Origin of the sequence: Streptomyces sp. MCA2 (assembly GCF_023544705.1) — a bacterium.
Lineage (GTDB): Bacteria > Actinomycetota > Actinomycetes > Streptomycetales > Streptomycetaceae > Streptomyces > Streptomyces decoyicus.
Map to the genome: position 1 here is coordinate 81,072 of NZ_JAMJFM010000012.1, position 13,698 is coordinate 94,769.

Annotated in this window: 12 protein-coding genes; 3 read left to right on the forward strand and 9 right to left on the reverse strand. The window is 71.5% G+C overall.

Features of this window, described 5'->3' with window-relative positions:
* Positions 1–2 precede the first annotated feature (2 nt).
* The gene (locus M8I34_RS12610) at positions 3–731 is read left to right on the forward strand and encodes a nucleotidyltransferase family protein (protein WP_250049560.1); all 729 of its coding nucleotides are present in this window, start codon (positions 3–5) and stop codon (positions 729–731) included.
* 677 nt (positions 732–1,408) lie between these two features.
* Here M8I34_RS12610 and M8I34_RS12615 read toward each other — a convergent pair.
* From M8I34_RS12615 to M8I34_RS12645, 7 genes are all read right to left on the reverse strand, one after another.
* Entirely contained in the window at positions 1,409–3,049 is a 1,641-nt protein-coding gene (locus M8I34_RS12615; protein WP_244419375.1) for a DoxX family protein, read from the reverse strand.
* Between the two features lie 157 nt (positions 3,050–3,206).
* Positions 3,207–4,163 carry a 23S rRNA (guanosine(2251)-2'-O)-methyltransferase RlmB gene (gene rlmB / locus M8I34_RS12620; protein WP_250049561.1) on the reverse strand — a complete coding sequence of 319 codons (957 nt, stop codon included), beginning with the start codon at positions 4,161–4,163 and terminating at the stop codon, positions 3,207–3,209.
* A gap of 128 nt (positions 4,164–4,291) precedes the next feature.
* The gene (cysS, locus tag M8I34_RS12625; protein ID WP_250049562.1) at positions 4,292–5,686 is read right to left on the reverse strand and encodes a cysteine--tRNA ligase; all 1,395 of its coding nucleotides are present in this window, start codon (positions 5,684–5,686) and stop codon (positions 4,292–4,294) included.
* A gap of 123 nt (positions 5,687–5,809) precedes the next feature.
* Positions 5,810–6,214, reverse strand: a complete 405-nt coding sequence (locus M8I34_RS12630; RefSeq protein ID WP_244419378.1) for a PPOX class F420-dependent oxidoreductase — start codon at positions 6,212–6,214, stop codon at positions 5,810–5,812.
* A gap of 154 nt (positions 6,215–6,368) precedes the next feature.
* A complete protein-coding gene (gene ispF / locus M8I34_RS12635; protein WP_078953593.1) occupies positions 6,369–6,902 on the reverse strand; it encodes a 2-C-methyl-D-erythritol 2,4-cyclodiphosphate synthase in 534 nt (177 codons plus the stop codon).
* Positions 6,889–7,635, reverse strand: coding sequence for a 2-C-methyl-D-erythritol 4-phosphate cytidylyltransferase (gene ispD, locus M8I34_RS12640; protein WP_244419379.1), 747 nt, complete (start codon positions 7,633–7,635; stop codon positions 6,889–6,891). Before ispD ends, ispF begins: the two co-directional genes overlap by 14 nt.
* A 357-nt stretch (positions 7,636–7,992) precedes the next feature.
* Positions 7,993–8,475: a CarD family transcriptional regulator gene (locus M8I34_RS12645; protein ID WP_003953493.1), complete on the reverse strand. Its 483-nt coding sequence runs from the start codon at positions 8,473–8,475 to the stop codon at positions 7,993–7,995.
* A gap of 865 nt (positions 8,476–9,340) precedes the next feature.
* Here M8I34_RS12645 and M8I34_RS12650 point away from each other — a divergent pair.
* The gene (locus M8I34_RS12650) at positions 9,341–9,982 is read left to right on the forward strand and encodes a copper chaperone PCu(A)C (protein ID WP_250049563.1); all 642 of its coding nucleotides are present in this window, start codon (positions 9,341–9,343) and stop codon (positions 9,980–9,982) included.
* Positions 9,983–10,161: 179 nt separating this feature from the next.
* Here the strand turns inward: M8I34_RS12650 and M8I34_RS12655 are convergent, their stop codons facing one another.
* Positions 10,162–10,842: a response regulator transcription factor gene (locus tag M8I34_RS12655; protein ID WP_030063828.1), complete on the reverse strand. Its 681-nt coding sequence runs from the start codon at positions 10,840–10,842 to the stop codon at positions 10,162–10,164.
* On the reverse strand, positions 10,839–12,107 hold the full coding sequence (locus M8I34_RS12660; protein ID WP_250049564.1) for a cell wall metabolism sensor histidine kinase WalK: 1,269 nt from the start codon (positions 12,105–12,107) through the stop codon (positions 10,839–10,841). The genes M8I34_RS12655 and M8I34_RS12660 overlap by 4 nt, the downstream gene beginning before the upstream one ends.
* Positions 12,108–12,645: 538 nt before the next feature.
* Here M8I34_RS12660 and phoU point away from each other — a divergent pair.
* Entirely contained in the window at positions 12,646–13,323 is a 678-nt protein-coding gene (gene phoU / locus M8I34_RS12665; protein ID WP_030080899.1) for a phosphate signaling complex protein PhoU, read from the forward strand.
* Positions 13,324–13,698: the final 375 nt, after the last annotated feature.

A 13,698-nucleotide genomic window follows, 5' to 3' on the forward strand; every position in this document is an offset into this window, starting at 1 on the left:
CCATGACAGGTGCCCAGCATCAGTACCCCACGCAGGCCGTGGTCCTGGCCGGCGGCCAGGGCTCACGTCTCCGCCCGTACACCGACGACCGCCCCAAGCCGATGGTCGAGATTCCCGGCACCGGGACCCCGATCATCGGCCATCAGCTGAACTGGCTGGCCGAGGAGGGCGTCACGGACGCCGTCATCTCCTGCGGGCATCTCGCCGGGGTACTCCAGGACTGGCTGGAGCGGGCCCGACTGCCGTTGCGCGTCACGACCGTTGTCGAGACCGAGCCACTGGGCCGCGGCGGCGGACTCAAGTACGCGGCCCGATCACTCCCCCGCCCGGACGAGCCCTGGTACGCGACCAACGGGGACATCTGGACCCGCTTCCCGCTCCGTGAGATGGCCGCCTTCCACCACGAGCGCGACGCCGAGGCCACCCTCGCGCTGGCCCGCCCCCGCATCCCCTGGGGCGCCGTGGAGACCGACGCGTTCGGACATGTCCTGGACTTCATCGAGTCGCCGCCCTCGCCGTATCTCATCAACGCCGGCGTCTACGTATTCTCCGCCGCCTTCACGGAGCTGCTCCCCGCCCGCGGCGACCATGAGCGCACGACCTTCCCGCGCCTCGCCCGGGAACGCCGGCTGGCCGGTTTCCCGCTCCCCCAGGGCTCCTACTGGCGCGCCATCGACACCGCCAAGGACCTCACCGAGGCCGCCGAGGAGCTGAACGCGCACGGGGGTTGAGGGCCCGCCGGCCTGCTTCCCCCCGGGGCGCTTGAGAGGCGCCAGGGCCCGTTACGCGACGCCCAGGGACGCCGTCGGGCCACGTGTCGAGCCACGAGGCGGCCCACGTGACGGGACGGGTTCGGGGGCCGCACCTAGGGGTGTTGAGCGGCACGCAGGGACGGACGACACCGGGCCGCATGACGGGACGAGTTCCCACCCCGCCCAGGGGCGTGAGCCACCCCCAGGGGCGTGAGCCACCCAGGAACGTTGAGCCCTCAGGGACGTTGAACCGCCCCCAGGGCCCCGGAAGCGGCACCCGGCGGCTGCTTGCCCAGTGAGTGCGCCCCGGGCCGTCAAGGCCCCGAGGAAGCCCCCAAAGGCCCATCACGGCCCCCAGCCGTCCACCCCAGCGTCCCACCCCGTCGCCTTCAGCCACTCCCACCGCAGCGCCGCCCTCACCGCCTCAGCACCCACGCCCCACTCCCCGCCCCAGACCCGTCGGCCACCCCCACCACGGCCCCGCCAGCCAGCCTGCCCCTCCCCCACACACGCACAGCCCCCGCGCCTCCCTCCCCCAAACACACCCGTCCCCGACCGCTCCCCCTCCCCATAGCGGCCACGCCAGTGATTCCAGGCCACACGGAGAGATCGGGAACGATCGGGGACAGGTGCAGGCAAGCGGGGGAAGCGGAAGGTCAGCCGAGGAGGCCGCCCAGGGCGTTGTCGCGGCCGGAGTCGCCTCCGGAGCCGCCGGTGCCGGTGCTGCCGGTGCCGGTGGTGCCGCCGCCGGTGCCGCCCGTCGACGTCGGTACATGGGTCGGTACCGGGGCGCGGGTCGGCACGCTCTGCTGCGGCGCGCTGGTGGTCGCTCCCGGCTGCTGCGAGAGCCCGCTGGAGCTGCCCGCCGACCGTCCTGTGCCGGAGGTCGACGCGGACGGGGTGCCGGGCTTGCGGGTCTTGTGGGAGGCGTCCGCGGAGGGCGTTCCGGGGCGGGGGGCGGCGCTGCCCTTGTGCCGCTGGCCGGGCCGGGCGGAGTGCTTGCCGGGGCGGGGCAGCGGGGAGCCGGGCAGGTTGTTGATCGCGGGCTCGCCGGGGCGGGGGACGGTCGCGACCGTCGCGGAGCGTACGGCGCCGCCGAGCAGCGAGCCGACGATCAGGGTCAGTCCGGCCACCACCGTGGTCATCACGGCGCCGCGGCGCAGCACCCGGCGCCGCAGGTCGGCCACCTCGACGCGGGGGCCGAGACGCCGCCAGGCCTCGCCGGCCAGCCGTCCGTCCATGGAGTAGACGGGGGCGCCCGCGATGATCAGCGGGCTCCAGGCGGCGAGGTAGATGATGTCGGGGGCGTCGTAGGCGGGGACGGTGCGCCAGGTGACGGTCATCAGCAGCGCCGCGGACAGCAGCGCGCCGATGGACGCGGCGACGCGCTGCCACAGTCCGCAGATGGTCAGGACGCCGACGACGACCTGGAGGAAGGCAACGGTCAGACCGGCGCCGACGGGGTGCGAGACGGCGAAGTCACGCAGCGGTACGGCCAGCGCCCAGGGGTCGAGCGACATCAGCCACTTGACCATCGAGCCCCGCTCGCCGCCGTCGAAGTAGACGGGGTCGCAGAGCTTGCCCATGCCGGCGTAGACGGAGATCAGTCCGAGGAAGATGCGCAGCGGCAGCAGGACGACGCCGAGGTTCATCCGGCGGCCGGGGTAGTACGCGTGGCGCACACTGTCGGTGCCGCGCCGCTTGGCGTCGGGGTCGTAGTCGTCCCGTGCCTCGAACCGGTCGTCGTCGTAACCGTCGTCGGTGGGGCCGCGATCGCCGTAGGGGGGCCGGTAGGGGTGGTCGCGGTAGGTGTCGCCGTATGCGCTGCCCACGGGGCGTACGCCGCGCAGCAGCGGGCTGTCGGGGTCGACGGGGCCGCGCTGGCCGATCACGGTCTGGGCGGGGGCGGCGTCGCCGAGGCGGATCCGGGGCAGGACCTGGGTCGTGCCGACGTCCTCGGCCTGGCCGCCGTCGAGGCCGATGCCCGCGTTGCGCACCGCGTGCAGGAGTTGGGTGGTGGCGCCGGCCGTGCCGCCCGGGTCGGTGCGGCCGCTCCACACCACGGGCGCCCGGCGTCTGGCACCGGCGGACGAGCCCCTGATGACGGGGATGCGCGCGGTGTCGGCCATGGCGCCGCGCGCCGCGGGCGCGGCGAGCTGTACGCGGAAGCTGGCGTGGTTGACGATGACCTGCGCGGGATCGCACGGCACCTTGACCGAGCTCAGGCCCGGCTCGTCATCGAAGCCCGGCGAGCGTCCCCCCGTAGGCGTGCGGGGTGTTCTGGTGTCCACGCTCATCTAACCGAGTGACCCGCGTTTAAGACACTGCCTTGACCGGGTCGATCTGTCCGAGACCCGTCAAAAGATCACGGGATACCGGAAAGACGTACAGAGGGTCAGGTCTTGCCCCGGGGTGTGGCACAGCCGCGTGCCGGCCGCCCCGGGGCACCCGGGTTCAGGCGCGGCGGCGCGCCGCTTCCCACAGGACGACACCGGCCGCGACACCGGCGTTCAGCGACTCCGCGCCGCCCGGCATCGGGATCCGCGCCCGCACGTCACAGGTCTCGCCGACCAGCCGCGACAGGCCCTTGCCCTCGCTGCCGACCACGATGACGACCGGGCCGTCCAGCGCCGCGACGTCCTGGAGCTCCATCTCGCCGTCCGCGGCCAGACCGACGACCGTCAGACCGGCCTTCTGGTACGACTCCAGGGTCCGGGTCAGGTTGGTGGCGCGCGCGACCGGTGTACGGGCCGCGGTGCCCGCCGAGGTCTTCCACGCACCGGCCGTCATGCCGGCCGCCCGGCGCTCCGGCACGACCACGCCGTGGCCGCCGAAGGCACACACGGAGCGGACCACCGCGCCGAGGTTGCGCGGATCGGTGACGCCGTCGAGCGCGACGATCAGCGGGTCGTCACCGTTGTCGAAGGCGGCCGCGGCCAGGTCCTCGGGGTGCGCATAGTCGTACGGCGGGACCTGGAGGACCAGGCCCTGGTGGTTGAGACCGTTGGTCATCCGGTCCAGCTCGGGGCGCGGCGCCTCCATCAGGTTGATGTTGCCGCGCTCCGAGGCGAGCTGGAGCGCCTCGCGCACCCGCTCGTCGGTGTCGATGAACTGCTGGACGTAGAGGTTCGTCGCGGGCACGCCGTCGCGCAGCGCCTCGAAGACCGGGTTACGGCCGACGACGAGCTCGGCGGTGCCCTTCGCCCCGCCGCGGCGGGGCGCGGGACGACGGGTCGCGGCGTGCTTCGCCTTGGCGTTGGCCACGCGGTTCTTGACATGTCCCTTGCGGTCGGAGGCGGGCGGGGTCGGCCCCTTGCCTTCCAGGCCCCGGCGCCGCTTACCGCCGCTGCCGACCTGCGCGCCCTTCTTGTTGGACGTGCGGCGGTTCCTGCGCTGGCTGTTGCCGGCCATGGGTCACCTGTTTCTTCACTGCTCTCGACGTCTCGCGACGTGGAGTGGGTACGTACGTATGGATTGAGTGTCGCCCGCGGCCACCGTGCGGAGCGAATCCGGGTGGCCGACGAGGCGTGGGGCCGAGGTCAGGACAGCGACCAGCGCGGGCCCGAGGGGGTGTCCTCGATGGCGAGTCCGGACTGCTGGAGCTGATCGCGGATGGCGTCGGCGGTGGCGTAGTCCTTGCGGGAGCGGGCGGCCTGGCGCTGTTCGAGGACGAGACGGACCAGCGAGTCCACGACGCCGTGGAGGTCTTCGCCGCGGTCCGTGCCGCCGCCGGACCAGCGCTCGTCGAGCGGGTCCAGACCGAGCACCCCGAGCATCGCACGCAGCTCGGCCAGCCGGGCCACCGCCGCTTCCTTGTCGTCGGCGGTCAGTGCGGAATTGCCCTGCCGGACGGTGGTGTGCACGATCGCCAGCGCCTGCGGGACCCCCAGGTCGTCGTCCATCGCCTCGGCGAAGGCCGGCGGCACCTCGGCCGCGGGCTCGACGGCCCCGGCCTTCTCGACCACCCGCTGGATGAACCCCTCGATCCGCGCGAACGCGGACTCCGCCTCGCGCAGCGCGTCCTCGCTGTACTCGATCATGGAGCGGTAGTGCGGGGTGCCCAGGTAGTAGCGCAGCACGATCGGGCGCCAGCGCTGGACCATCTCCGAGACCAGCACGGAGTTGCCCAGCGACTTGGCCATCTTCTCGCCGCTCATGGTCACCCAGGCGTTGTGGGTCCAGTACGCGGCGAAGTCGTCGCCGTACGCCTTGGCCTGCGCGATCTCGTTCTCGTGGTGCGGGAAGATCAGGTCGATGCCGCCGCCGTGGATGTCGAACGCGGCGCCCAGGTACTTGTGCGCCATCGCCGAGCACTCCAGATGCCAGCCGGGCCGGCCGCGGCCCCAGGGGGTCTCCCAGCTGGGCTCGCCCTCCTTGGCCGCCTTCCACATGGCGAAGTCGCGCGGGTCCCGCTTGCCGGTCTCGCCCTCGCCGGACGGCTGGAGGAGGTTGTCCAACTCCTGGTTGGACAGCTGGAGATACTCCGGGAAGGACCGCACGTCGAAGTAGACGTTGCCGTCGGCCGCGTAGGCGTGACCGCGCTCGATCAGGCCGCGCATCATCTCGATCATCTCGGGGATGTGGCCGGTGGCCCGCGGCTCGTACGTGGGGCGCAGGCAGCCGAGGGTGTCGTAGGCCGTGTTGAAGGCGACCTCGTTCTCGTAGCCGATCGACCACCAGGGGCGGCCCTGTTCCTCCGCCTTCTTGATGATCTTGTCGTCGATGTCCGTGACATTGCGCACGAACGTCACGTCGTAGCCGCGGTACTCGAACCAGCGGCGCATGATGTCGAAGTTCAGTCCCGACCTGATGTGCCCGATATGCGGGGCGGCCTGCACGGTCGCACCACACAGGTAGATCGAGACACAGCCCGGCGTGAGCGGGGTGAAATCGCGAATCTGCCGGGCGCTGGTGTCGTACAGGCGAATCGTCACGGAACCAGGGTAGTCGGAACGAGGCGGTGCCCCGCGACCCATGGGGCCACGGGGTGACGTATCCGTCATAGGTGCCCGATTCGCCGGAAGTGTCGGCGCTTTCCGAGCGGTCCGCGGACCCCGTCAGATGCTGCCGACCACCTTGCGCGGGGTGATCCGGACGACCACCCGCTCGGCGTCGTCGGCCGACGCCGGGTTGAAGTCCGCGTACGGCTTGCCGGTGTACTTCCGCGACAGCTCGTCGATGAGCGCCTGTCCGCCCTCGGTGGTGAGCGTGGCGGTGCCGCGGACCTCGGCATACGTATAGGGGGCGTCGAAGGGCTGGGCGATGACCGTGACCCGCGGGTCACGGCGGAGATTGGCTTCCTTACGCCGGCCGATGGTCGTCGAGAACAGCAGGTCGTCGCCGTCCCTCTTCACCCAGACCGGCGAGACCTGGGGGCTGCCGTCGGGCTGGATGGTCGCCACGGTCACGAAGACCGGAGTATCGAGGAGGTTCTTGAGGTCGTCGGACAGGGTGGCAGTCACGAGGGATCCTTCCTGCGGGCCGTTCCGGGACACGGATACTCCGATCTTCCCCCCAACACCCGTACGGCGCCCGGCATTCCCGCCCCGTACGGGGGGATGCCGGGCGCCGCAGCGGGAAATCCGCGCGCCGCGCCTGCCGCCGTACGGCGACGGGTCAGGCCGTACGGAAGACGATCGCCGTGGCCACCGCGGCCAGGCCCTCGGCGCGGCCCGTCAGGCCCAGCCCGTCCGAGGTCGTCCCGGAGACCGAGACCGGCGCGCCGACAGCCGCCGACAGCGCCTTCTGGGCCTCGTCCCGCCGTTTGCCGACCTTCGGGCGTACGCCGATGACCTGCACCGCGACATTGCCGATGGTGAAGCCCTCGGCCCGTACGATCCGGGCGGCCTCGGCCAGCAGCGTCACTCCGGAGGCGCCGGACCACTCGGGGCGGCTGGTGCCGAAGTGGGCACCCAGGTCGCCGACGCCGGCCGCCGAGAACAGCGCGTCACAGGCGGCGTGCGCGGCCACATCGCCGTCGCTGTGACCGGCCAGACCGTAGCCGTCGCTCTCCGTGGTGTCCCAGAGCAGACCCGCGCACCACAGCTCCCGGCCCTGCTCGAAGGCGTGCACATCCGTGCCGATGCCGACGAGGGGCAGGAGCGGGGCGCCGGGGAGCGCGCCGGAAGGGGTCGGGTCAGACATAGCCATCGGTGGCCCTCCTGCGGGCGAGTACGGCCTCGGCCAGGACCAGGTCCAGCGGCCGGGTCACCTTGAACGCTTCCTCGTGGCCAGGGACGACCACGACCGGCGAACCGAGCCGCTCGACCAGCCCGGCGTCATCGGTGGCGCCCTCGCCCTCGACGACGGTGTCATGCGCCTTGCGCAGGGTCGCCAGGTCGAAGCCCTGCGGGGTCTGCACGGCGCGCAGCAGGGCCCGCTCCGGGGTGCCGACCACCGGCTCCGGGGTGCCCTGCGGCTGCGGGTCGACCTGCTTGACGGTGTCGGCGAGCGGCAGCGCCGGGACGACGGCCGGCGCACCGGCGCGTACGGCCGCGACCACCGTGTCGACCGTGTCGACCGGGACCAGCGGGCGCGCGGCGTCATGCACCAGCACGACGTCGATGGTGTCCGGGAGCGCCGCCAGACCGAGCTGTACGGACTCCTGGCGGGTCTCGCCGCCGGGGACGACCTCGAGCTCGGTGCGTTCGGCGAGCGGGTGCTCGTGGAGCAGGCGGCTGACCTCGGCGGCGCCGTCGGGCGGGGCCACCACCACGATGAGGGAGACCGCGCGCGAGGCGGCCATCGCGCGGACGGCGTGCACCAGCATGGGGGTGCCGCCCAGCGTGCGCAGTGCCTTGGGGGTGCCGGGACCGAGCCGGACACCGCGGCCGGCGGCGGGGATCACCGCGGCGGTGCGGACCGGGCGGGAAGGATCTGACATCGATGACTCCGGAGTCCGGGCCGAGCCCGGAATTGACGCAGACAGGTTTGTTTCCTCGGGCGAGGTGGGTATGGCCTTGGGGGCACCCCCGGGCCGAAGGCCGGGGGGAGTGCCGGGCGCGCCGCCTTGACCGGACCCTTCCGTGACATCGGTCGAGGCAGCTGCCCGGTACCGGTAGGCCACAGGGAATCGGCGGCCCACGCGGCTCCCGGCAGGTCACACCCATAAGTCATGCCGTAGCAGCAGATATGCCGCAGCGCCCGGCAACAGACCGCTCCACAGGGGAAACGGTCGTCACTCGGGCACCGCGGCATTGCTACGTCGTCGCTGCGCCGGCTCTCGCCAGCGCACACGTCGTCAGGACGCGAGTACCTCGTCGAGCAGGGCCTCGGCCTTGTCCTCGTTGGTGTTCTCCGCGAGGGCGAGCTCGCTCACCAGAATCTGGCGCGCCTTCGCGAGCATCCTCTTCTCACCGGCGGACAGTCCGCGCTCACGCTCACGCCGCCACAGGTCGCGAACCACTTCGGCGACCTTGATGACGTCACCGGAAGCGAGCTTCTCGAGATTTGCCTTGTAACGACGGGACCAGTTCGTCGGCTCTTCGGCATACGGTGCACGAAGCACCTCGAAGACCCGGTCCAGCCCGTCCTGACCAACCACGTCGCGTACGCCGACGAACTCCGCATTGTCCGCTGGCACACGAACAGTCAAGTCGCCCTGGGCGACCTTCAGCACCAAGTAGGTCTTGTCCACGCCTTTGATCTGGCGAGTTTCGATGGCCTCGATCAGCGCGGCCCCGTGATGGGGATAGACCACGGTGTCGCCAACCTTGAACGTCATGTGACAGGTACCCCTTCCGTGGCTATCCATGCTAACACGGGAACGGACCGTTCTGAATGGCGTTTTCGCAGGTCAGGGCATATCTCGGGGCTTGACAACAGTGACCGGAACGTGCTGCGAAGGACCCCGGAAGACGGGTATTCGCAGGTCGGAGGGGCTGCACGGGTGAGCGGAAACGTGCCCGTCACGTACCGGGAAGGCCGTGATCGACAGGCCGAACGTCCCGGTTTGCACGGATCCACATGAGCGAGTTCCGCTGCTCCGTTCGGCTGCTCGTGGGCCCTCGGGACCGATTCCCGAATTGATCACGAGCCGGGGTCGCGAAGAGTGTGATCAATTCCGCGAGGCCTTCACATTCCCTGCGAATACTGCATTTCTCCGGGGGAAACCCATCACCCGCCACCCGAACGGCCGCTTGTTGAAAATTCCCTCCCCCTGTCTGTTCTTGAGGAACGTTCTAGGTGGGCAGTCCCGAGGAAGAGGAGGAAGAGGACTGTCGCGAGGAACCTGTGTGCCGGATGTGTCGCGTGGTGTGCCGCGACCGGCGTTCTCCGGGGTATCTCCGGCTCGTTCTCCCGGCCGGTTCCCGGCGGACCGTGAACTGTGGTCGGCTTTGCTTCCGGGAACCCGCTTCCGGGGCCTGGGGACTTGTGCGCGGACAGCGGTCACGGGCACCTGATCGCGCTGGGGGCGGGTCGGGTGCGGCGGCGCGGGGACGGCTCGGTAACCTAGCGGCGCTGACACACCCTTAGGGCGGCTCCACGCACCCGTCGTCATGACGCGTACGCAGTGCCGCCCCAGCCGCCCATCCGCGACCGGGCACGAACGTTCGGCCGCCGTAGCTCGTCAAGGAGATGCCGCCGCCGTGAGCCGCAGCCTTCGACGCGGCGTCCTCGCCGCCACCGTCCTTTCGCTCTCGATCGCCACGCTGTCCGCGTGCGGGGCGGGGAACGACGCACAGACGTTGCAGGTCAAGCCGGACAACGCCGCGACCTCCGTCGGCGACATCAAGATCCAGAACGTCACGGTCATCACCCAGCCGGAGCTGAACGCCAAGGGCCCGGCCGTGGTGGCCGCGACGGTGTTCAACAACGGCGGCAAGGCCCAGAAGCTGACCTCGATCTCCGTGGACGGCACCGGCCAGTCGGCCAAGCTCTCGCCCGCCGGCGGTGGCTCGGGCCCGATCTCCGTGCCGGCCGGCGGCTCCGTCGTGATCGGCGGCAAGGGCAACGCCTCGGCCGTCCTGGCCAGCGGCCGCGAGGCCGTCAAGGACGGGAACATGCAGCCGCTGACGTTCACCTTCAGCGCCACCGGCAAGGTGAAGATGGACGCCGCCGTGGTCCCGGCGAAGAGCTACTTCGAGGGCTACGGCCCGTCGCAGCTGCCGCAGCCGTCCGGCTCGGCGTCCCCGTCCGGCTCCGGCAAGCCCTCCGCGTCGGGCAAGCCGTCCGATTCGGCCAGCCCCTCCGGCTCCGCCGAGCCCGGGTCGGCGCACAGCGCTCACTGACCCGCACGACGACGGCAGCCGGCCGTCACACAGACACGCCTCAGGGGCGCCCGTCCGATCCGGACGGGCGCCCCTGAGGTTTGTTCCCGCGGCGTGCGGGGCGGGGCACCGCTGAGTGCGGCGGGCTCACTGCCGGGTACCGGGGAGCCCACCGCCCAGATGCGGGTGCCTGCCGCTCTTTACGGCTCGAACTTGTAGCCCAGGCCGCGGACCGTGACGAGGTAGCGCGGCGCGCCCGGGTCGGGCTCGATCTTGGCGCGCAGCCGCTTGACGTGCACGTCGAGGGTCTTGGTGTCGCCCACGTAGTCGGCGCCCCAGACCCGGTCGATGAGCTGCATACGGGTCAGCACGCGGCCGGCGTTGCGCAGCAGCATCTCCAGGAGGTCGAACTCCTTGAGGGGGAGGTCGACCTTGCCGCCGGAGACCGTGACGACATGGCGGTCCACGTCCATCCGGACCGGGCCGGCCTCCAGGGCCTGGGGGGCGACCTCCTCCGGCTCGCCGCGGCGGCGGAGCACCGCGCGGATGCGGGCGACCAGTTCACGGGAGGAGAAGGGCTTGGTGACGTAGTCATCGGCCCCTATTTCCAGGCCGACCACCTTGTCGATCTCGCTGTCCTTGGCGGTCACCATGATGACCGGGACATTGGAGCGGCCACGCAGCTGGCGGCAGACCTCCGTACCGGGCAGGCCCGGCAGCATCAGGTCCAGCAGGACGAGGTCGGCGCCGTTGCGCTCGAACTCGTCCAGTCCGTCGGGGCCCGTAGCCGCGATGGCGACCTCGAAACCCTCCTTGCGGAGCATGTACGACAGTGCGTCGCTGAACGATTCCTCGTCCTCGACGACAAGCACTCGGGTCACGGAAGGACCTCCGGGGCTGGGTGAGCTGGGAGCGGATCGTTGAAGGTCTCGTACGGGCGGTCCTCTTCGTCGAGGCCCTCCGCGGACGGGTCGGCGGGCCGTTCGCGGTCGCGTACGGCTCCGGCTTCCGGGAGACGCAGGGTGAAGGTGGAGCCCTGTCCCTCAGCGCTCCACACCGTGACCTCCCCGCCGTGCGAGGCGGCCACGTGCTTGACGATGGCGAGGCCGAGACCGGTCCCGCCGGTGGCGCGCGAGCGCGCCGGGTCCACACGGTAGAACCGCTCGAAGACGCGGTCCCGGTCCCTTTCGGATATCCCGATGCCCTGGTCGGTCACCGCGATCTCGATCAGGTCGCCGCCGGGAGCGGAGACACGGCGCCCGGCGATCCCGACGCGGGTGCGTGCCGGGGAGTAGTTGACGGCGTTCTCGACGAGGTTGCCCAGGGCCGCCGCGAGCTGGCCGCGGTTTCCCCATACGTGCAGGTCATCAGCCCCGCCGACGGCCATGGTGATCTGTTTCGTGCCGGCCTGCTGGCGGCAGCGGTCCATCGCCTCGGCGACCAGCTCGTCGACCCGGACCGGCTCGGCGTCCTCCAGCGGGTTGTCGTTCTGCACCCGGGAGAGGTCGATGAGCTCCTGGACGAGGTTGGTCAGGCGGGTGGCCTCGTTCTGCATCCGGCCGGCGAAGCGCTCGACGGCCTCGGGGTCGTCGCTGGCGTCCATCACGGCCTCGGAGAGCAGCGACAGGGCGCCGACGGGCGTCTTGAGCTCATGGCTGACGTTGGCCACGAAGTCACGGCGGACCGCCTCTATGCGGCGGGCCTCCGTGAGGTCCTCGACCAGCAGCAGGACGAGCCGGGAGCCGAGCGGGGCGACCCGGGCGGAGACCGCGAGGGCCTCGCCGCGGCCGGTGCCGCGGCGTGGCAGATCCAGCTCGACCTGGCGTATCTCGCCGTCCCTGCGGGTGTCGCGGGCCATCTGCATCATCGGCTCGACGGCGAGCTTGCCGCCGCGGACCAGCCCGAGGGCGTAGGCGGCGGAGCTGGCCTTGACGACGGAGTCGGCCTCGTCGAGGACCACGGCGGAGGAGCGGAGCACCGACAGCACGGTGTCGACCCCGGGGGGCAGCACGGCGTCCGTGTGCAGCGAGGTGCGGGTGGGTTTGGCCTGGTCACGCTCGCTCCAGCGGAACGCCAGCATGGCGAAGACACCGGTACAGAGCCCGGCGATCGCAGCCACTGCGGCGACGGCCGCGTCCACGTTCATGACTCCAGGTTATGCGCCGGATCGGACACTTCCCCAGCCATGCGGGGCTCTGCTCGAACACCCGTCGCCCAGAGTTCACCGTGGCGTCCACACCGGTTCACTCCGGAGGCCGGTGCGGGGCGTGCGGCTGCCCGACGGGTGTCCCTAGGGAAACCGGCGCTCGCGCCCTGCCGCTGTGGCGCTCGGCCAGGTGAACCGCGGGGCAGGCCTCGGGGCCGTGGATGCGTCGCCCAGAGTTCACCTTCACGTCTGCGCCGGTTCACCCGCGGTGGCACCGCAGGTCGCGCGGTACCCGCAGGGTGACGGTGCGGGTGGCGGACCGGTTCCCCACCGATGCGCGGCCGGACACCCTGAGCGACCGCGGGGCGACTGCCTCCGGAGCACCGGCACCACGGAGTACCGGCTCCGAGGAGCACCGCCCTTCCGGGGCACGGGCCGCGCGGGCACCGGCCGTGAGAGCGTGGGCACAGGTCACCCTGCACCCCGTTCCACCTCCCACCCACGCCACACCACCACATCGAAGCGAGAGAAGGTCAAGATGCGGGACGCGTACCACGAGGAGCTGGATTCGATCGGCGAGGGCCTGGTCGAGATGGCCCGGCTCGTCGGCTCCGCGATCGGGCGCGCCACCACGGCGATCCTCGACGCGGACCTCAAGCTGGCCGAGAACGTCATCGCCGCCGACGAGAAGGTCGACGATCTCCAGCGCGATCTGGAGGCCCGCGCGATCGCCCTGCTGGCGCGGCAGCAGCCGGTCGCCACCGATCTGCGGATCGTCGTCACCTCGCTGCGGATGAGCGCCGACCTGGAGCGCTCCGGCGACCTGGCCCAGCACGTGGCCAAGCTGGCCCGGCTGCGCTTCCCGGAGACGGCCGTGCCGCGCGACCTGCACGCCACCATCCTGGAGATGGGGCAGCTGGCGCAGCGCCTGATGGCCAAGGCCGCCGAGGTCATCATCACCAAGGACGTCGATCTCGCGCTCCAGCTGGAGCAGGACGACGACGCGATGGACACGATGCACCGCACGCTCTTCCAGCACCTGATGGACGACCGCTGGAAGCACGGCATCGAGACGGCCGTGGACGTGACCCTGCTGGGCCGCTACTACGAGCGCTTCGCGGACCACGCGGTCTCCGTCGCGAAGCGGGTCGTCTACCTCGTGACCGGCGAGCACGCCGACGAGCTGGCCCCGCCGACGGCCGTGGAAGGCGCCTAGCCGAGGCGGCGGGAGAAGGGCGCGAGTCCGCCCCGTGAAGCGCCGTGCGCCGTTGACGTGTGCCTCCACGCGCCGTTGACGCGCCTCGTCCCCCGGGCTTGCAATGGGCACCAGGTGACCCCTAGGAGGCAATGCATGGCACCCATGGCGGACTCCCCCGTTTCCGCGCCCCACGTCGCTCCGCAGCCACCGCACTCGCTGCGCGCCGGCTGCGCCTGCGGTCCCGGCTGTAGCTGCGGCTGCCAGTCGGGCGGATCGTGCCAGTGCGGCGGCGGCTGCTAGCGACCGTCACGGCACGGCGCCCCTACGGCACAGCGCCACCGCGGCCCCGACCGGTCGATCGTCCGGTCGGGGCCGCTGCCGTGTTCCGGATTG